This is a genomic window from Nocardia sp. NPDC051052, from assembly GCF_044456045.1.
Classification (GTDB): domain Bacteria; phylum Actinomycetota; class Actinomycetes; order Mycobacteriales; family Mycobacteriaceae; genus Nocardia.
This window is the reverse complement of sequence record NZ_JBITFL010000011.1, coordinates 43,712-62,231: the sequence shown is the minus strand read 5'-3', so window position 1 is coordinate 62,231 and position 18,520 is coordinate 43,712. Positions and strand designations below refer to the sequence as shown.

Below are 18,520 nucleotides of genomic sequence, written 5' to 3'. Positions count from 1 at the left end.
CCGGAGACGTTAATTGAGAGCAGGGCGTTCCCATCGGCGGTCACGAGGCTGGGGTTGAGTGTCTTTCAGCCAGGTCTCTGGCGAGCTGAGTGATGCGTTTGCGGGCTGTCTCCGGGGTGAGTATCTCGATGTGGTCGCCGAATTGGAGGAGCTGACGCACTGACTCGATGTCGGGGTAGCGGACGACGACGGTGCACCAGCCGTTTTCCGCGTCGGAGACATCGTGAATGCGGGTGCCGAGGATGCGCCTCGCCAGGTCGAGGCCATTTTTTGGTAGGCGGAAGGTCACGCTCACGCGACCTTGCCCCTCGGTGCGTTCCTTCAACGCGGCCCATCTGGTGGGGAGGGTTTCGTCTGGTCGGAGAGCAGCTGGCGCGTCGAGTTGTTCGTAGGCCGAGAGTCGTTCCAGAGCGAACAGCCGACTGGTCCCCTGGTCGTCGGCGATGAGATACCAGCGGCCTGATTTCGCCACGATCCCGTACGGGTCGACCACTCGCGTTGAGGCCTGTTTCTCGGCGCTGCGCCGGTATTGGATTCGCAGCTGTCGTCGGTGTCGCAGGGCCGAGGCCAGATCCGATACGTCGACCGCTGCCTCTGAGTCAGCAAACCACGCGGTGCTGTCCACCAGCACCAGGTCCGCCAGTCGCAGCGGGCTCGGGGACTCAGGTGCTGCGGCCTGGCGGGCGGCGATCTTGCGCGCGGCCGACTCCCGCACCGCGGACAGGCCCATGCGCTCGAGTTGCGTGCTGTCCAAACCAGCCACGGAGAGGGCCTCCAGCTCTGGTGGTTCCAGATGGGATGCGTTGAGCCGTGCACCGGGGAGCAGGACGATCCCACCGTTGCGCCCGCGTTCGGCATAAACAGGCACACCTGCTGTCGAGAGCGCCTCGACATCCCGCAGCACAGTCCGCCGAGACACTTCCAGACGCTCGGCGAGCTCGGTGGTGGTGATGCGCTGACGGGTCTGCAGGAGCAGCAAGAGGTGCAACAGCCTCGAAGCCTTCATGCTGACCAATGTTTGCAGAAAAGGTGACAGGTTCTGTCGCGATGAGGCGATCAGCTGAAGCGGTACCGAGAAATCATCGAGTTGAGGAGCGCTCTATGCCCGCACCGAACCTGTTCCTGATCGGCGTCCGCGATGCCAAGGCCGCTACCACCTTCTACAGCGACTTGTTCGAGATCGAACCGACCTTCATCAGTCCCCACTACGTTGCTTTTGAGGTTGCCCCTGGTGTCCTGTTCGCGCTGTGGACGGGCTACAGCGAGCACGCGGTCCCGAGCACCCCTCGCACGAGCGAGGTTGGACTCATGGTGCCGGGACCACCATCCGCAGTTGACGAGATCTTCACGAGTTGGGTCTCGAAGGGAGTCCATGTCGTGGAGAAGCCGCACGACGCTGTCTTCGGCCGCACATTCGTGATTACGGACCCCGACGGCAACCTCATCCGGGTCTCCCCGGTGGACTGACCTGCACGCCCCCTACCCACCAAGTTCGTTCTCGAAGGGCCGACCACACACGATGGTCGGCCCTTCATCCTGTCCAGGAGCGCAGAAATGTCACATCCGAACGCCGTCCTCACCCCGCGCCACCGTATGAAAGTCGCTCGACTCGTCGTTGACGACGGCTGGCCAATCAGCGAAGTCGCGGCCCGATTCCAGGTGTCCTGGCCGACCGTGAAGAGGTGGGTCGACCGCTACCTTGCAGGCGAGTCCACGCAGGACCGATCCTCACGGCCGCGGAGGACTCCGACCAAGACACCCAAGACCGTGACGAAGAGGTGCGTCAGCCTGCGACTGCGTCTGCGAGAAGGGCCGGTCCAGCTCGCCGCGAGACTCGACATCGCCCCGTCGACAGTGCACCGAATCCTGCGATCAGCGCGACTGAACCGACTTGCCTACGTCGATCGCGCGACTGGTGAACCCGTCCGGCGGTATGAGCACGACCACCCGGGATCGCTTGTGCACGTGGACGTGAAGAAGCTCGGGAATATCCCCGATGGCGGCGGCTGGCGCTACGTCGGTCGCCGTCAAGGCGAGAAGCACCGCGTCGCGACACCGGGTACGTCACGCAACGCCTATGGTGGCCCGAAGCTCGGATACGCGTTTGTGCACACCGTCATCGACGACCACTCTCGCGTCGCCTACACCGAGGTTCACGATGACGAGACGGGTGTGACCGCAGTCGGCGTGCTGCACCGCGCGGTGGAGTGGTTCGCCGAGCGCGGCGTCACCATCGAGAGGGTGCTCTCGGACAATGGAGGCGCCTACCGGTCCTACTTGTGGCGCGACACGTGCGGCACCCCCTCGATCACGCCGAAGTTCACGCGCCCTTACCGTCCCCAGACCAACGGCAAGGTCGAGCGCTTCCACCGCACCATGGCCGACGGCTGGGCCTACGCCCGCTGCTACACCAGCGAGCAACAACGCCGAGACGCTCTGCTGCCGTGGCTGCACCACTACAACCAGCACCGTCCGCACACCGCTTGCGGCAACCAGCCGCCGTTCTCACGATTGATCAACGTCCCCGACCAGTACAACTAGAGGCGGTCCGCGCCAACGGAATTCGAGGTTTTCGCGGCGTCGTTCGCGTGTAGTGCGGCGATCTCGGCGCGCAACGCCCGAATCTCCTCGACCAGCACCGTGATCTCCCGATCGGTGCGGTCGGCGGACTCCTCGACGGTCTTCAGCTGATCGATCACCCAGCTGGTGGTGGTGCCGATGGCGAAGGAGATGATGCCGATGCCGAAGGTCATCAGCACCAGGGAGATCAACCTGCCCTCGACGGTGACCGGGTAGACGTCGCCGTAGCCGACCGTTGTGACAGAGACCGCCGACCACCACAGTGCGTCACCGAAATTCAGCACCTTGCTGCCCTCCACGCCGTACTCGGCGTCGAAAAAGGCCAGGCTGCACAGGAACAGGATCAGCACCGAGCTGGTGCCGACGAACACCGCCAGCCGGGTGCGGTGCGTCAACGTGTGCCGGTTCAACGTGCCGAGCACCAGCACCGCCGCCCGCACCAACCGCAGCGGCCGAAACGGCGGCACAATCACGATCAACAGCTCCACCGGATGCGTGCGCAGGAATTCCCAACGGCGAGTGGACAACCCGAGTCGCATCACGAAGTCGACCGCGAACAGCACCCAGATCACCACGTCCACCCGGCCGAGCCAGGCATCCAACTGTGGCGAGGCGCCGGTATCGAGCACGAACCACGCATAGACGCCGAGAAACAGCACCGCGAGCAGCACCATCGGCACCCCGGTGACCCGCTCCCACGCCTGCCTGCGACTCGGTCCCTTCGCGGCGGACATGCTGCTGACTGCTTGCTCTTGCTGCTCCATGGGAACTACCTGCGTCGGTTCGAATCGGGCACCCTGTGTACCGCGGTTTGCCGTGCAGACGCTACCTGCACCCCACCCGATATCCCGTCAGCTCGCATGAGTCGCCGAGCCGAGCCGAGTGCATTGGCGAAACCTCCGCTGTGCCGATCGGACCACAGAAATCCCCGAATCGATGGAACCGATCGCGATCTTGCTGCGTCATACCAAGTGTCAGAACAAGTTTCGGGTGGGAACGGCGTAGTCGGGAGCGCTCAGGCGCCCCGTTGCTGGGGTTCAGCCGAATCCGAGCGAGATAGTCGCACGGACAACTGAAGAGGGGAAGAATGAAGAACACGCTGAAAGCAATCGCCTCAACTTTCATCATTGCGGCGGCGTTGGGGGGAGTTGCGACGCTCAATAGTGGGTCGGCTCTAGCCGATGTAGATCCAAGCTTGAAATTTGACGTAAAGGACGACTGCTACCGATACGTCGACAGCCAGCCCGACGGTCGCTACTGGTTGTGCTCATACCACCCGGAGGATGGCACCTACTCTCCGTCTCCTATGACTCATGTAGCGGCCGGTTGATCTACCTCAGCCGGTGTGGAGTAGGTAGCCGACACGAATAGAGTAGGGCCTCAGCGAGTTTCGCTGAGGCCCTGCTGCTACATATCGTCGCCGGAGATGCCGAATCGGCGGCGGATCGGGAAGGACGCGAGCATGCCGAGGATCAGCAGGATGGCAACGGTGCCGCTGCCGATCAGGGCGATATTGCGGGCTCGGTTGTCCGGCGGTGGTGTGGGCGCGGGGACTGCGAGCTGCTTGCTGTTGGGACTGGTCGCTTGCTTCGGGGGCAGGGTGGGCGGGACCTCGTCGGTCAAGGCGGCGACCGGGTCGATCGCGCCGTAGCCGACGTAGGGATTCCACCCTTCGGCGGGTGCGTGCGCGGTGGCCTCGATGCGCTTGATCACCTCGAGTGCGCTCAGTTCGGGAAAGCGAGCGCGCACGAGTGCAACCACACCGGCGACGTACGGCGCAGCGAAGCTGGTGCCTTGTAGGGGTGTAACCCCCTGCTGTTCGTTCACGAATCCGGTGATGGTGCCGGTGCCGCGGGCATCAAGTGACACGATGTCCTCACCGGGTGCTGCCACGCCTAACCAGGGACCGGGCACGGTGAATTTCGATGGTTGCCCATTCTTGTCGACGGAACCCACGGCGAGGACATAATCATCGAAACGAGCAGGCGTGATGTTGGTGTTCAGGTTCTTCCATAGATCACCGCGCGGGTTGACGGGATCGACATCGGGGTTGCCTGCGTTGCAAGCCTTCTCCTTGTTGCCCGCAGCCACCACGACAACGGCATTGTGCTCGAGGGTGGCGTATCGGAGGGCGGCGCCTAGCGCTCCGTCGTCGAGGTTATGGGAACGTTCCGCGCATAAGACGAGTGAGATATTGATTACCGTCGCACCTCGGTCCGCAGCGCGCCGCACTGCGGACGCGAGCGTATATATTGGGCCGTACCCGTCCGGCCCGTCCTCGGGTCGCTGTTCGCCTGTCCGGCCCGCTTTCTGGAACAGTCCGCTGTTCTGTCGAATTGTCAGGATCCGTGCGTCGGGCGCTACACCGGAAAAGCCTTGACCCGCAACGGGTTTTGCGCCAATGATGCCTGCGACGACGGTGCCGTGTGCGTCGCAGTCGCTGGTACCGTCACCGCCTTCGGCTACATAGTCGCCACCAGCGTCGAGGTCGGGTAGGCGCGGGTGGCGCGCGACGCCGGTATCGATGACCGCGACGAGTTGTCCTGCGCCCTGGGAGAACTTCTGGGCAGTGTCCAGATTGAGGGCCAACTGCGGTATCGGAGTGGTAGGGCCTGCCCCGCCTTGCTGGGTACTTACGCACGGGGCGTTGGACTTCTGCTCGGTCTTGTCCGGCGGTGCGGCGGGGTCGCCTGCTGGCAGCAACGTCGGGTCCACCGGTGGCGGCCGATCCGCGTACGCCACACCCTGACTCGCGCCCAACCCGAACGACATGCTCAGTGCGAGCACCGTCGCTGCCGCGCCGGTGCGCAGGATCCGGTTCACAGCCCGCGGACGAGGGAGTAGAGGCCGGCTACCCAGAAGACGAGGGGGAGGACGGCGGCGACGAAGGCGTATTCGAGGAGTTCGACGCCGCGGCGCATGGGCGGGGTGGCGGATTGGTTGGGGATGATGATGCCGAGGATGAGGGCGGCGATCAGGATGACCATCGCGGCGCCGAAGACCGCGAGGGGTTGTTCCATCTCGAAACCGGCTCCTACCAACATGATCAGCACGATGCCCGCGCCGCCCGCGATGAGGACGACGGCTTGTTCGGCGCCCGCGTAGGTGCGGCTGCGGAACATCAGCACTGCGGCGCACACGATGGCCAGGCCGATGCCTTGCCAGTACGGGTTGTCGGCCATCGGGTCGGTGGCGGCTAGTGCGCCGACGACGGTGACCGCGGTGGTGGCGGCGACCAGGCCGGCCAGGTACATGCGGGCTCGTTCCGACTTCACCCGCAGTGCCTCCATGGTGGGCAGGGCGCGGTGATCGTCGGGGTCGTCCTCGGTCGGGTCGATCGGGGTGCCGGGCGAGGGGACCGGCGGCAGTGGCAGTTTGGCCAGCAGCATGGAGATCCGCGGTCCCATGGCGAGACCGGCCAGTCCGAGCGCCGCGGCACCCGCGCCGATCGCGCGTTCCGGCTGCGCGGTGAGCAGGCCGACCAGGGCGGCGGGTACCGCGTAGACCGCGAGGGTGGTGGCGCCGATGAACAGCGCGAGGCCGACGCCGCTGACTCGCCATGCCAATACCGCTGTCGCGCCGAGCAATACCGAGCCGAGCAGGAGGTTCGGCCAGCCGTAGTGGTCGGGTACGTAGAGCATGCCCGCGGTGAAGGCGGTCGGTAGCGCGCAGCCGCCGAGGACCAGTGCCGTCGAGGTGTCGCCGTACATGCGGCTGAGCACCATGGCCGCGACCACGAGCAGGATCGTCACGGCCAAGGCGACCGAACCGCTGACCCAGTAGGGCAGCGAACCGGTGGACAGCAGCAGACCGAGACAGCCGACGAGCATGGTGAGCGCCGCGAGCACCGAACCGGTGATCCGCGCGACCTTCGGGGTCCAGCTGCGGTAATGGTCGGTGTCGGCGATCGCGACGTTGTACATGATGTCGTCGAACAGCGGCGTCGGCGCGGTGTGCGAGGCGCTTTCCAGCATGAGCAGCTCGCCGTCGCGGACACCGTGCTCGCCGAGGCTGAGCGAATTGGAGAAGGGCGGATGACCGATCCGCGCCAGCACCCACTCGGCCGGCTCGAAGCGCTCGCCCTCGTTGTCGAAGTCATTGGAACGGCTGTGCTGTGCGACCATGTCGACGACGCTCGGAATCACCAGCGCGACAGGCACGTCGACCGGGATCGCCATATCCACCTGGGTGTGCTTGGCGAGGATGGTCACCCGGGCAAGATCCGGTGCGCGCACGATGCCGTGCGAGGAGTTTTCATCGATGTGGTCAAGTCGCGCGTGCGTCAAGCTTCCCCCAACTCGTCTTCTACCTCGTATTTTCGCAAACCCGAGACCCTACGTCGAGTTTGCGAACCCACGGTTCGGGCAGCAGAATGCTGGTCGAACTGTACGACATGTCGGCGACGGCCTCTACACTGAGCCGGAATCACAGCAGTCGAGGAGGGGGATTCTCGCACCATGAGGGAACCGAGCGCCGGCGAGGTGCAGGAATGAGTACCGTCCGGTTCCAGCGCAGGGCGCGCCGAGAGATGCCGCGTTCGCCTGGTGGCGAGGTCACTTTGCAGCCGCCGCCCGAGATCCCTCGGGTAACCCCCGGCAGCCTGCTGATGAAGCTGATGCCGGTCGTGATGATCGTCGGCATGGTCGGCATGATGGCGCTGATGTTCACCCAGGGCGGTGGCATCGGGTCGAATCCGATGAGCATGATGTTCCCGCTCATGATGATGTTCTCGATGGTCGGCATGTTCGCGGGCCAGGGCGGCGGCAAGGGCGCCAAGGCCGCCGAGGCGAACGAGGACCGCAAGGACTATCTGCGCTATCTGGACCAGGTGCGCCGCGACGTCGACACCACGGCCACCCAGCAGCGCGCCTCGGTCGAGTGGAGCCATCCCGAGCCCACCCTGATCTGGATGCTCGCGGGCACCAGCCGCATGTGGGAGCGCCGGGCCGGCGACAAGGATTTCTGCCACGCCCGCATCGGCGTCGGCGGTCAACGGCTGGCGACCCGCCTGGTCGCGCCGGAGACCGGACCGGTCGAAGAGCTCGAGCCGATCGCGGCCGTCTCGCTGCGCCGCTTCGTGCGCGCGCACTCGACCGTGCCCGACCTGCCGACCGCGATCGCGGTCAAGGGCTTCGCGACCATCGCGCTGGACGGCGATCGCGTCGAGGCCAGGGACATGACCCGCGCGATGCTGTTGCAGCTCAGCATGTTCCAGGCGCCGGACCAGGTGCTGTTCGCGGTGGTCTGCGGTCCGGACACCGCGCGCGAATGGGAGTGGACCAAGTGGCTCCCGCACACCCAGCATCCCGACGCGCAGGACGGCATCGGCACCCAGCGCATGTTCTACGGCTCGATCCGGGAAGCCATGGCCGGCCTGCAGCCGCTGCTCGGCAACCGGGTCCGGTACTCGCGTAACCAGCCTGCCAACGCGAACATGGTGCACATCGTGATCATCGTCGACGGCGGCCTGCTGGAGGCCGAGGATGATCAGCTGCGCGAATCGGGCTACGAGGGTGTCACCATCATCGACCTGTGCGGCTACGCGCCGCGGTTGGCGGTGTCGCGCGGCATCAAGATGATCGTGGAGAACGGCGAGTGCGTCGGCCGCGGCGCGACCGGCAACCAGGAGCGCTTCGCGCTGATCGACCGGATCAGCCCGCAGCAGGCGCAGCAGGTGGCCCGCAGGCTCGCGCCGTACCGCGCGGCGACCCAGCGCAGCAGCGACGTGGAAACCGATGACTCCGAGGTGATTTCGACGTGGAGTCAGCTGATGGGCCTCGGCGACATCGGCATGTTCAACCCCGAACACGCGTGGCGCCCGCGCTACGGCCGGGAGCGGCTGCGGGTGGCCTTCGGCGTCGGCGCCGACGGCCTGCCCGTCGAACTCGACATCAAGGAAGCCGCCGAGAACGGCATGGGCCCGCACGGCCTGTGCATCGGCGCGACCGGTTCCGGTAAGTCGGAGTTCCTGCGCACGCTGGTGCTCAGCCTGCTCGCCACGCACTCGCCGGACCAGCTCAACCTGGTGCTCGTCGACTTCAAGGGTGGTGCGACGTTCCTCGGGTTGGACAGCGTCCCGCACGTCGCGGCCGTCATCACCAACCTGGAAGAAGAAGCCGACCTCGTCGACCGTATGAAGGACGCGCTGGCCGGTGAGATGAACCGCCGCCAGGAAGTACTGCGTGCCGCGGGCAACTTCGCCAACGTCTCCGAATACGAGAAGGCCCGCGCGGCGGGCGCCGACCTCGATCCGCTGCCCGCGCTGTTCGTGGTGCTCGACGAGTTCTCCGAACTGCTCACCCAGCACCCGGATTTCGCGGAACTGTTCGTGATGATCGGTCGGCTCGGCCGCTCGCTGCACGTGCACCTGCTGCTCGCCTCGCAGCGCCTCGAAGAGGGCAAGCTGAAGGGCCTGGAGAGCCACCTGTCCTACCGGATCGGCTTGAAGACCTTCTCCGCCAACGAATCCCGCCAGGTGCTCGGCGTGCCCGACGCCTACAACCTGCCGAACAACCCCGGTGGCGGCTACCTGAAGTCGGACTCCGGCGAGATCGTCCGATTCCAGGCCTCCTACGTTTCCGGCGCGTACGTCGGCGGCGGCTCGCAGCGCGATATCACCGTCGCCACCCAATCCGGCGACATCGACATCAAGGCGCGGCCGTTCACCGCCACGCACGTGGATTTCCGGGCGATCGACCGGGTCCCGCTGCCCGCCGAGCCGACCGAGAGCGAGCAGCAGGGCGACGACGGCGAACAGGTCTCCAACGTGCACATGCTGGTCTCGCGGATCAACGGCCACGGCCGTCCCGCGCACGAGATCTGGCTGCCGCCGCTGGACGAGGCGCCGACGCTCGACCAGCTCATCCCGCGCTCCATCCTCACCGGCGAATACGCCGCGGTGGCCACGCTGCGTGCGCCGATCGGCATCGTCGACCGGCCGTACGACCAGCGGCGTGACCCGATGGTCGTCGACCTGTCCGGTGCTCGCGGCAACGTCGCCGTCGTCGGCGGCCCGCAGTCCGGCAAGTCGACGGCGCTGCGCACGCTGATCATGGCGATGTCGCTCACCCACACCGCCGAGCAGGTGCAGTTCTACTGCCTCGACTTCGGTGGTGGCACGCTGATGAGCCTGCAGGGTCTGCCGCATGTCGGTTCTGTCGCAAGCCGATTGGACGGCGACCAGGTCCGGCGGACCGTCGCCGAAATGACCACCATCGTGCGTACCCGCGAGGCCAGGTTCCGGCAGCTCGGCATCGAGTCGATGACCGAGTTCCGCAGGCTGCGCGCCATGGATCCGGCCAGCAGCCCGGCCGCGACCGGCGCGCACGAGGATCCGTTCGGCGATGTGTTTTTGGTGATCGACGGCTTCGGCTCCATCCGCCAGGACTTCGAGCTGCTCGAACAGACGATCATGAACCTGGCCGTGCAGGGTCTGTCGTATGGCGTGCACATCGTCATCGCGCTGGCAGGCTGGCGGGAGGCGCGGCCCGCGCTGAAGGATCAGATCGCCACCAGAATCGAACTGCGCCTTGGTGATCCGATGGATTCCGACCTCGGTCGCAAGTTCGCCTCGATGGTTCCGCAGGCCCGCCCAGGCCGCGGTATGACGCCGGACACCTTGCACATGCTGACCGGTCTGCCGCGCATCGATGGCAGTTCGGACCCGAGCGATATCGGCCAGGCTGTCGGCGAAGCGGTCGCGACCATCGCCCGGTTGACCCCGGGCCGCCCAGCCCCGCCGGTGCGCATGCTGCCCGAGGAACTGCCGCGCGAGCAGATGCTCTACCTGGCCGGGAACTGGCCATCGCAGCTCGACCATTCGGTGAAGTGCATGCGATTCCCACTCGGTATCAACGAAGCCGAGTTGGCCCCGGTCTACCTGGACTTCAACGTGACCCCGCACTGCATCATCATCGGCGACACCGAGTCCGGCAAGACAACGCTGTTGCGCTCCATCGTCGAGAGCATCTGTGCGTCGAACACCCCGGACCAAGCGCGGATCATCATGGGCGACTATCGGCGTTCCATGCTCGGCATCGTGCCGGAGGGCTACCTTGCCGGATATGGTTCGACCGCGCCCCAGTTCACCCAGAACATGGTCGATCTCGCCGCGTATGTCGAGAATCGGTCGCCGGCCCCGGATGTGACGCCGCAGCAGTTGAAGGAACGCTCATGGTGGAGCGGACCCGAGCTTTACGTCATCATCGACGACTACGACCTGGTGGCCACGTCCAGTGGTAACCCGGTTCAGGCGTTGCTGGAGCAGCTGGCGCACGCCCGTGATCTCGGCTTCCATCTGATCATCGCCCGGCGCTCGGGTGGTGCGGGCCGCGCGATGTTCGAGGCCACGCTGGCCAGGATGAAGGACCTCACCGCGGCCGGTCTGATCATGAGTTGTAGCCGGGACGAGGGTGTGCTGATGGGTACGACGCGGCCGAGCCTGCTGCCGCCAGGGCGCGGAACCTATGTCGCGAAGAACTTCGAGGGTCTGATTCAGACGGCCTGGATGCCGCCGACAACCTGATGTCCACCGTCGAGCTCGTGGTCACCGACACACGCGTCTGGGCGCGTGGCGCGACGACGCACTGGGACCTGGCGCCCTCGATCGTGTTGGGCAGCAACGGGTTCGACCTGGTGGTGGGTGAGTCGCTGACGCCGCCGACCCAGGTGAGTTCCGCGGTGCAATACGTGCCTGCCGAGGCAGTCGCGTTGCTGCCCCGCGTCCCGTCTGTCGTCGACGCGCTGACCGCCGTGTTCGCCGCCGTGCTGGAGAACCTGCGGGTCGCCGCGCCGTGCGAGCGGATCACCTTGATCTGTCCGACCGAATGGGGCGCGTCGCGTCGCTCCGTGCTCGACCAGGCGGCGCGTCGCTTCACGGCGGATGTCGTGTTCGAGGAGCTCGCGGTGCGGGCCGTTGCGGCGGACGAGGGCACCAGCCATAGTCGTCGCACGCTGGTGCTGGAGTTCGGCGCCCTCACCACCACGGCAACCGCGGTTATCCGCAGCCATCAGGGTGTGCACATCGAATCCTGTGAGCACGCGCCAACTCTGGCCCTCGCCGAGGTACTTCCGGAATCGCGCGGCTTCACCGCACTGTGCGCGTTGATCGATCGGCTCCTCGACGGCCAGCCCGCTGATCTCGCACAAACCGTGGGTGTCACCGATGTCGGGAAGCTCGAGCTCCTCCGTACGGCCGTTCAGCAGCGGTGCGGGCCGGGTGTCGGGCTGCGAGCACTCACCGGGCCCGAACTCATCCGCGGCCATCAGACTGAACCGATCCAGCAGGCTGAATTGCCGTCCGCGCTGCCACAGACCGAGTGGATGCAGCCGCTGCGCGAACGGGCCGCCGCGCAGCGGCCTCGCCGTAGCGGTCTCGGATATGTGGGTGCCGCCATTGCCGCGGTGGTTGTGGTTGCCGCCGTCATCGTCGGTGGGGTTGTGTTGCTGAACCGACCTGACGACAACCCGACCGCCGCGCCGGGCACCACCTCGCCGCCGAGCAGTGAATCGGCACCGAGCAGCACCGCCTCCGTACCCACCGCCACGGCCGGGCCGGAAACGTATGGGCGCATTCGCTTTCAGGCCCCGGATGGCTGGCACATCGCGTCGACGCCTGATGCCAACGGCAAATCCCGAGTGGATCTGTCCCCGGACGACGGGGCTCGCTTACGCGTCACTGTGACGCAAACCCCGGTCGCACCGGGCGCGAGCTATGAGCAGGTCGCGGCGAAGCTGGAGACCCAGATGAACCAGCGCCCGGCCGGTGTGATGTCCGATCTGAAGCGTGACGTCGTCTACGGCGGCCGTTCCACCCTTGCCTACACTGAACGTCCTGGTGACGGCTCAACGGTTCGCTGGCATGTGCTGCTGGAGTACGGGATTCAGGTCAGTGTTGGCTGCCAATATGCCGACAACGACTGGCAGTCTTTATCGACTACGTGCGAGAATTTCGGCAGTTCGGTCCGCGTGATTCAGTAGTGCAAGCCTTGCTCGATCCCGGTAAAAGGCTTGCGGTACAACCCTATTGAGTTCGCGATTCGTTTGTGTGCGAATGGACTACGGCCGATTCGACGGATAGCTACGGTGGTTCACGCCGTCACGAAGTTTTACCTGGTAGCGAAGGTGGCCCATCCGGGCGTAGCTGGCCGTACGACACGAGATACGCGCGGTACGCCAGACTTTGCCAACCGCGCTCGGTCGGGTGCAGCGCCCGACCGCTGGTGGTCGGATCCTTCGGCCATAGCTCCCGGGTGTGGATCTGGATGTCGTCCTGCAGGATTCGGGCCAACGCCATCGCGAACTCCTCGGCGGACGTGCTCCCCGGTTCGCCAGGGTCGAGTGCCGCCCAAGAGCCCACCGTGGGAACGCTAAGGCCGACCAGGGAATTCGGCGCGGGACGTCCTGTTCGTTCCCTGAACGTAAGCCATTCTTCCGTGACGTCAGAAGTGACCTGCGCGGAAAAACCCAGCGAATTCTCGATGTCGGAGGCAAGCAGCCGCGCGCCGCGGGCCGCTTCGCCTTTATCCATAACCTTTGTGCCTAGTCAAGATATGGAGCCGTTGACGCTGCTGCAACGCGGGTTCTCGCACGATCGGACCGCACATAATTCGGGCCCCCGGCAAGTTGCTTGCCGGGGGCCCGAATTGGCCGAGACAGGATCTCAGAAAAGACCAGCGAGGCTGGTGTCGGTGGTCTGCAGATCCGAGTTGCCGGTGCTGACGGCCCGGCCAGCAGTCTCCAGCGTGGTGTTCAGCTGGCTGACGTTGGTGTTCCACTGCGACTGGAGCGAGGCGAACGCGTCGTTGGCGTCACCCTTCCAGTTGTTGGTCACGAAGTCGGTGACCTGCTTGTGGAAGTCCTCGAGCATGCTCGAGATGTTCTTCGCTTCGGACACGATCGACTGGGCACCAGCCTCAACCGAGCCGAAGTTGGAGGCGATTGTGTTGGGATCACTCATTGTCGTCTTCTCCTTCAGTATCTGGTGGTTCGGCGATCAGGGAAGCGTCAGGCTGGAAGCCTGCTGCTTCACCTGCTGGGCGAACTGCTCGTCCTGGGCCGCGAAGGCCTGTCCGGCCTTGGTGAGCTTGTCGGCAGTCTGGTCCAGGGCGTCGTTCAGCTTCCGCGCCTGTTCGAAGTAAGAGTTCATGAGGTTGTTGAACGCTTCCTTGGCCTGGCCTGACCAGGTAGCGACCGTGTCCTCTTTCCTCCCGGCCAGCAACTTGACCGCCGTCTCGAGGTCGCGGTGACGATCCCTGCAGTTGTTCGCGAAATCCCGGATGACGTCCTGATTCGCGCTAAGCTGTCCTGCCATTTCGGCTCCTTCTCGGTTTCCCGTCTCGGCCAACGGCAGAAGCCCCCAGTTGGCCTGTACATCTGATTGGACGCTCGATAGGTCTGATCGGTTCCATCCGACTCGAGAAATTTTGGATCTCCCCCTACGGAGATCAGACCCCAGTGTCCTTTGCCGTGCTCGTCCATAGTGTCGGGGCCGCGTATGGGCCGCTCGACAGGTCACGGACGTGGTCATCTTGGCATGTCTGCAACGCCAGCGCTCGGCTCCCCTCCTTCCCCCTGCTCGCTGATGTCTTGATTGGCGAGTGGGCTGGCTGGCTTGTACCTTACCCAACCACTATCGCTCTCGCTACAGCAGATCGTGGGTATATCGGCAGGAAAACGTCAGGGCTGGGTGGGTGCCGGGTGCTACTGGCTGTTGGCAAGCAGTGCGTACTGCGCAGCGGCACGTTGCTGTGTGTCCAACAGCTGAGTGCTCCAGACGTAACCGACGTAGTTGCGGTATCGCACGGCGCACACGAAGTCTTTGACGTATCTGTCAGTAGGAATCTCAGCGCATTTGCTGTCCGGAACGTTCGACGGTGCCTGGCCGGGATCCGGTGCGTCGAGAATTTTCGACCACAGCGATCGGGCCGAGTCGCCATCCCGTGTCCGGAACAGAAGGCCGCCGTTCAAGGTCCGGCCAGTTCCCTTACCGAAGCTCTGCGCGATCCCTCTGGTGTAAGTGTTTGTCGACGCGATATAGGCCGACGAGACGGCGACACGTTCGGCATCGGCGTACAGGTCTTTTGCCGCCATGCGGTCGGTCTGGAAGTGCAGGAGTCCCTGCGCTTCGTATGTCGCAAGCATGCTGACATCGGGTACGCCGAGCTTGTCCGGATTGAGTACGCGGCGGAGCATGCCATCCGGGTCGTTATCCAATCGCAGTACCTGTTCCGGCGACAATGGCGGGAGGGCGTCGAGCATCGGAAGCTGGGCTGAATAGATCTTCTCGACCAGAGCGGTCAGTTCGGCGCGGTCAGGCCGGGGCATACTTATGAAGGTATTTACAACATAGTTGCCGTGTGCGAGGGCTGAACCAATCGTCGGTGTTCCAGGGCGCCAATGAGAATGCGCCAGTGGATATTTCGTGAGCTGCACGCGTTCGTTCTGGTCCGGGGCCACCGCGAAATCGGTCTCGTCGAATTCGGCGGCTGCCCTGGCGGCAGACTCGTTGTCCGGGAACTGCATGACAGTCACGGTGGTGAGGGTCGAATCCGGGGGCAAGGCTACGGCGAGTTCCGGCTGGAAATCGCTACTGCCGGAGGCGAATCCGAACTGCATCTTGTTCCGGGCAGCGATCGGTACGGCCTGCTCTGCCAGGACGTTCTTGACGTCGTCGGGCTTGGTGATCTCCTGCACGCCGGTGCCGTAGCGCAGTTTGGCGTCGATATCGATGCCGATTACCACATGGTTCGCGAGGCGTGGGATGGCCAGCGCGGTCCCGCTGCGCACCGAGTGCTGGTAGTCGAAGTAGGAGTCCAGCGGCTCGGTCGAATATGGGCCGATGTCGAGGGTGCGGACGTCCATCTCACCGGGGCGCGGTGTTCCGGTGATCGGCGCACCGCACCCGGCGATGGCGAGCAGGACCAGGACGGTGGATACGTGTCGCAAACGCAGGTTGACCACGCGGCTCACTTCGCCTTCGTGAGAATTGCGTACTGTGCCGAGATCCGCTGGAGCACGTCGATCCGCTGATCTGACCACACCTCCGCAGCGTATCGGTCGTAGGACGCTACGCAATGAAACCTGGAGACGAGCGAATCCTTCGGGCGGTACTCGCGGCAGCGTGTATCGGGAAGATTCTTCGGCGAATCAATCCGGCGATACAGCTTGCTCGGCGCGCTGTGGCTGTCTCGAATAAGCTGCGCACCTTTCGCATTCTTCGCGCGATAGAGGAGCCCAGCGTTGTTCGCCATCCAATCGACCCCGGCTTCCTCGAACAACTTCTTGTCCCGCGCGGGATCAGCGCTCATATGCAGCGCGCCGGTGCGATCGTACAAACCGGGAGGGTTGTCCCAACCATCGTCGTTCGGTCGCGGAAGTGAGCGGCCGAGCATGCCGTCGTGATCCAGGGGTATATCTGTCAGCTTGTCCAGTGGAGTTGGGTGGAACTCGCCCAGTCGGGCGCCGGCCGCTTCGAGGCTCTTCTCCACAAGCGCGACCATGGCGGGTAGATCGGTGGTGCCGAGCACGACCTTGGCCGCATCCGTGATCGCCGTGTAGATGACGTACGGCCCGCTTGCCTGGAACGAGTAAAGCTCCTGCGTCCCGGGTTTCCAGTATGCGAGAGCGTCCGGATGCTTGCCGATGACGACCCGTTCGCTCAGCCCCTTCTTTGCGGCGACGGCCGGTGCGAGAGCTGCGGCGGCCCTAGTGGCGGCCTGCTGATCGGAGAACAACAGCACGGTGTTCGCGAGGGTGTTCGCGATCAACACATCCTTCTCGGAATACCCGAGGCTATAGAAACCCGCTGTGAACCCCGGTGCCAATTCTCGGAAGGTGTCAGCGGAAAGCGTGGGTGTATACAGGGTTTCGATGAACCCCATTGTCGCTGAGATGCCGGAAACCATCTGGACGGTGAACCGGGGTTCGATGTCCATCGGTAAGGGGACAAAGCTGGCGAGGCGCTGACCTTCGGTAACCCGCGCACGGTCGAATCCGGGTTTGCCGATCTCACGTGGTGCGGTCGCGTAGCTACCTACGTCGAGCTGGCTGATGTCGACGGCGGGCGGCGGCGGAGGGGCATCCGACCCACAGCCTGCGGTGCCCACCGACAGGACAGCCAGTCCGGCGGCCAGTGCTCTCAGCGGTCTCCGCATCGTTCCCTCCATTTGCCGACGAGCAGGAGGACGAGCCAACGAACAATGATCCCCCCGGGTGTGTACGCGCGCGCTGCCCAGTCTGCGCAGGCGACGTATCGCGGTCCGCAACATAACACCCGGAACCGCTGTCCCGCGACACTGCTCGGGCTACTTGACCCGCTTCTGCAATAGCGGGACCAACTTGTCGAGGAGGGTCTTTTCCGAGGTCGGAGTCCAGTTGCGGAATGCGGCCACGGCCTCTGGATCGTCCAGCGGGATAACGGTCGCCCGAGTACCCGCGACCTGGTAGGGCAGCCCGCGGAGCCCGCCGCTTCCGGCGTCTTCGTCGGTGCGAACCGCGAGGACGTAGCTGTCGGACGCTACCTCGAGCGGGTCGCCCGCATTCATCACTCGCGGCGACGATTCGCCACCCTGTGCCACGTAGTTCAAGTTGTAGACAAAGCCCAAGTCTTCGAGGAACTTCGACTGCGCGGTGCCGCCGAGGAAGATCGAGACTTGTTTGTTCGAACCGGTCGAATGTGGCACATCCACCACCGTGATGGTCTTGCCACGGAAGGCTGGATTGGTGGCGCGGGCCTGCTCGATCGACGGCAACGCACTCACGGCGGCCGTGGAGCTGGCCGCGGTGGTGGCGACGGCGGTGTTGGTGCCGGGTTTGTCGCTACCGCCGAGCCCCCAGATCCCGAGACCCGCTGCCAGCGTGACAACGACGACACCGGCACTCGCTCCGATGACCCATCGACGGCGCGAACCGGTGGGCGGGGCCAGTGTTTGAGGCCCCGAAAACGCAACGCGCGGATCGGTATTCGGCCGGGAATCGTAGGCCTGAACGGGATAGGTGGCCGAGGTGCTCATAGGGGCCGGGACATAGCCGGGAGAGAGGGCGCTCGCGGCCGCGTCAGTGAACTCGCGGCAGGTGTTGAAACGATCGGTCGGGTCCTTCGCCATCGCTTTGGCGAAGACATGATCGATGGCGGCAGGCAGGCGGGGATCGACGGCGGTGGCGAGCGGCGGCGGCTCGTGTAGGTGCCCCATCATGACCAGCGCGGGTTGCGTTGCCGGGTAAGGGTTTCGGCCGGTGAGCAGCTTGAAGAAGGCGCACGCCAGGCTGTAGATGTCGGCCCGGTGATCGAGGTGGCCGCCGACCAATTGCTCGGGCGGGGCATAGGCGATGGTGGCGACGAAGCTGCCGGTCTGGGTGAGCTCGGTGGTGTCGTCGTTGGACTTGGCGACGCCGAAATCTGTTAGCAGCACGCGTTCTTCGTCACCCTCGGTCGATGAGAGCAGGAAGTTGGCCGGCTTGACGTCACGGTGCAGCAAGCCTTTTCGGTGCGCGTAGTCGAGGCCTTTGCCAACCTCGGTGGTAATGCGCAGTGCGCGTAGCGGATTCATCGCCCGCTTGTCGCGGGCCAGCTCGGCGGCGGCGTCGGTGCCGTCGACGTACTGCATGGCGATCCACAGCTGACCGTCTTCTTCGCCCCGGTTGTAGACCGAGACGATGTTCGGATGGTCGAGGCCGGCGGCGAGATTGGCCTCGCGCTCGAAGCGGGTGCGGAACTCGTGGTCGTTGCTGAGTTCGCCGCTGAGCACCTTCAGCGCGTCCATGCGCGGCAGACTGGGATGTTTGGCCAGGTAAACGGTGCCCATGCCGCCCGCGCCGAGCACGCCCTGGACGCGGTACCCGCCCACGATGGTGCCGGGGCTTATCGCCATGATCCACAATCTCCTGAGTCGGTCCCCACGCGGCAGCATACTGGAACGCGCGGGGCGGGCCGGGTGCGTCG

At 65.0% G+C, this 18,520-nt stretch carries 14 protein-coding genes; 4 read left to right on the top strand and 10 right to left on the bottom strand.

The genetic code is table 11. The annotated features are described in order from the left end of the window. Positions 1-40: 40 nt before the first annotated feature. The gene (locus ACIBCN_RS32795) at positions 41-1,006 is read right to left on the bottom strand and encodes a helix-turn-helix transcriptional regulator (RefSeq protein WP_396995588.1); all 966 of its coding nucleotides are present in this window, start codon (positions 1,004-1,006) and stop codon (positions 41-43) included. Between the two features lie 95 nt (positions 1,007-1,101). On the opposite strand from ACIBCN_RS32795, the gene ACIBCN_RS32790 reads away from it, so the two are divergent. Both ACIBCN_RS32790 and ACIBCN_RS32785 read left to right on the top strand, forming a co-directional pair. Beyond that, on the top strand, positions 1,102-1,467 hold the full coding sequence (locus ACIBCN_RS32790; RefSeq protein WP_396995587.1) for a VOC family protein: 366 nt from the start codon (positions 1,102-1,104) through the stop codon (positions 1,465-1,467). Positions 1,468-1,554: 87 nt separating this feature from the next. Further along, positions 1,555-2,541 carry an IS481 family transposase gene (locus ACIBCN_RS32785; RefSeq protein WP_396995586.1) on the top strand — a complete coding sequence of 329 codons (987 nt, stop codon included), beginning with the start codon at positions 1,555-1,557 and terminating at the stop codon, positions 2,539-2,541. Here the strand turns inward: ACIBCN_RS32785 and ACIBCN_RS32780 are convergent. The 3 genes from ACIBCN_RS32780 to eccD form a co-directional block, all read right to left on the bottom strand. Beyond that, complete coding sequence (locus ACIBCN_RS32780) at positions 2,538-3,344, bottom strand: potassium channel family protein (protein WP_396995585.1); 807 nt, start codon at positions 3,342-3,344, stop codon at positions 2,538-2,540. The two genes, ACIBCN_RS32785 and ACIBCN_RS32780, sit on opposite strands and share 4 nt — an antisense overlap. Positions 3,345-3,987: 643 nt before the next feature. Further along, on the bottom strand, positions 3,988-5,352 hold the full coding sequence (mycP, locus tag ACIBCN_RS32775) for a type VII secretion-associated serine protease mycosin (RefSeq protein ID WP_396995729.1): 1,365 nt from the start codon (positions 5,350-5,352) through the stop codon (positions 3,988-3,990). A gap of 47 nt (positions 5,353-5,399) precedes the next feature. Then, complete coding sequence (gene eccD, locus ACIBCN_RS32770) at positions 5,400-6,866, bottom strand: type VII secretion integral membrane protein EccD (protein WP_396995584.1); 1,467 nt, start codon at positions 6,864-6,866, stop codon at positions 5,400-5,402. 203 nt (positions 6,867-7,069) lie between these two features. Between eccD and eccCa the strand changes: the two genes are divergently transcribed. Together eccCa and ACIBCN_RS32760 are read left to right on the top strand one after the other, a co-directional pair. Next, complete coding sequence (gene eccCa, locus ACIBCN_RS32765; protein ID WP_396995583.1) at positions 7,070-11,104, top strand: type VII secretion protein EccCa; 4,035 nt, start codon at positions 7,070-7,072, stop codon at positions 11,102-11,104. A 17-nt stretch (positions 11,105-11,121) separates the two neighbouring features. Beyond that, positions 11,122-12,558: a type VII secretion-associated protein gene (locus ACIBCN_RS32760; protein WP_396995582.1), complete on the top strand. Its 1,437-nt coding sequence runs from the start codon at positions 11,122-11,124 to the stop codon at positions 12,556-12,558. A gap of 118 nt (positions 12,559-12,676) precedes the next feature. On the opposite strand, the gene ACIBCN_RS32755 is transcribed toward ACIBCN_RS32760, so the two are convergent. The 6 genes from ACIBCN_RS32755 to ACIBCN_RS32730 all read right to left on the bottom strand — a co-directional run bounded on the left by ACIBCN_RS32755 (position 12,677) and on the right by ACIBCN_RS32730 (position 18,449). After that, complete coding sequence (locus tag ACIBCN_RS32755; protein WP_396995581.1) at positions 12,677-13,108, bottom strand: hypothetical protein; 432 nt, start codon at positions 13,106-13,108, stop codon at positions 12,677-12,679. 132 nt (positions 13,109-13,240) lie between these two features. Continuing rightward, a complete protein-coding gene (locus tag ACIBCN_RS32750; protein ID WP_396995580.1) occupies positions 13,241-13,537 on the bottom strand; it encodes a WXG100 family type VII secretion target in 297 nt (98 codons plus the stop codon). 36 nt (positions 13,538-13,573) lie between these two features. Next, positions 13,574-13,891, bottom strand: coding sequence for a WXG100 family type VII secretion target (locus tag ACIBCN_RS32745; RefSeq protein ID WP_396995579.1), 318 nt, complete (start codon positions 13,889-13,891; stop codon positions 13,574-13,576). Positions 13,892-14,280: 389 nt separating this feature from the next. Then, positions 14,281-15,366, bottom strand: a complete 1,086-nt coding sequence (locus ACIBCN_RS32740) for a hypothetical protein (RefSeq protein WP_396995578.1) — start codon at positions 15,364-15,366, stop codon at positions 14,281-14,283. A gap of 179 nt (positions 15,367-15,545) precedes the next feature. After that, on the bottom strand, positions 15,546-16,685 hold the full coding sequence (locus ACIBCN_RS32735; protein WP_396995577.1) for a hypothetical protein: 1,140 nt from the start codon (positions 16,683-16,685) through the stop codon (positions 15,546-15,548). Between the two features lie 198 nt (positions 16,686-16,883). Next, positions 16,884-18,449 (bottom strand): serine/threonine-protein kinase, encoded by a 1,566-nt coding sequence (locus tag ACIBCN_RS32730; RefSeq protein ID WP_396995576.1) that lies wholly within the window; start codon positions 18,447-18,449, stop codon positions 16,884-16,886. Between the last annotated feature and the right edge of the window lie 71 nt (positions 18,450-18,520).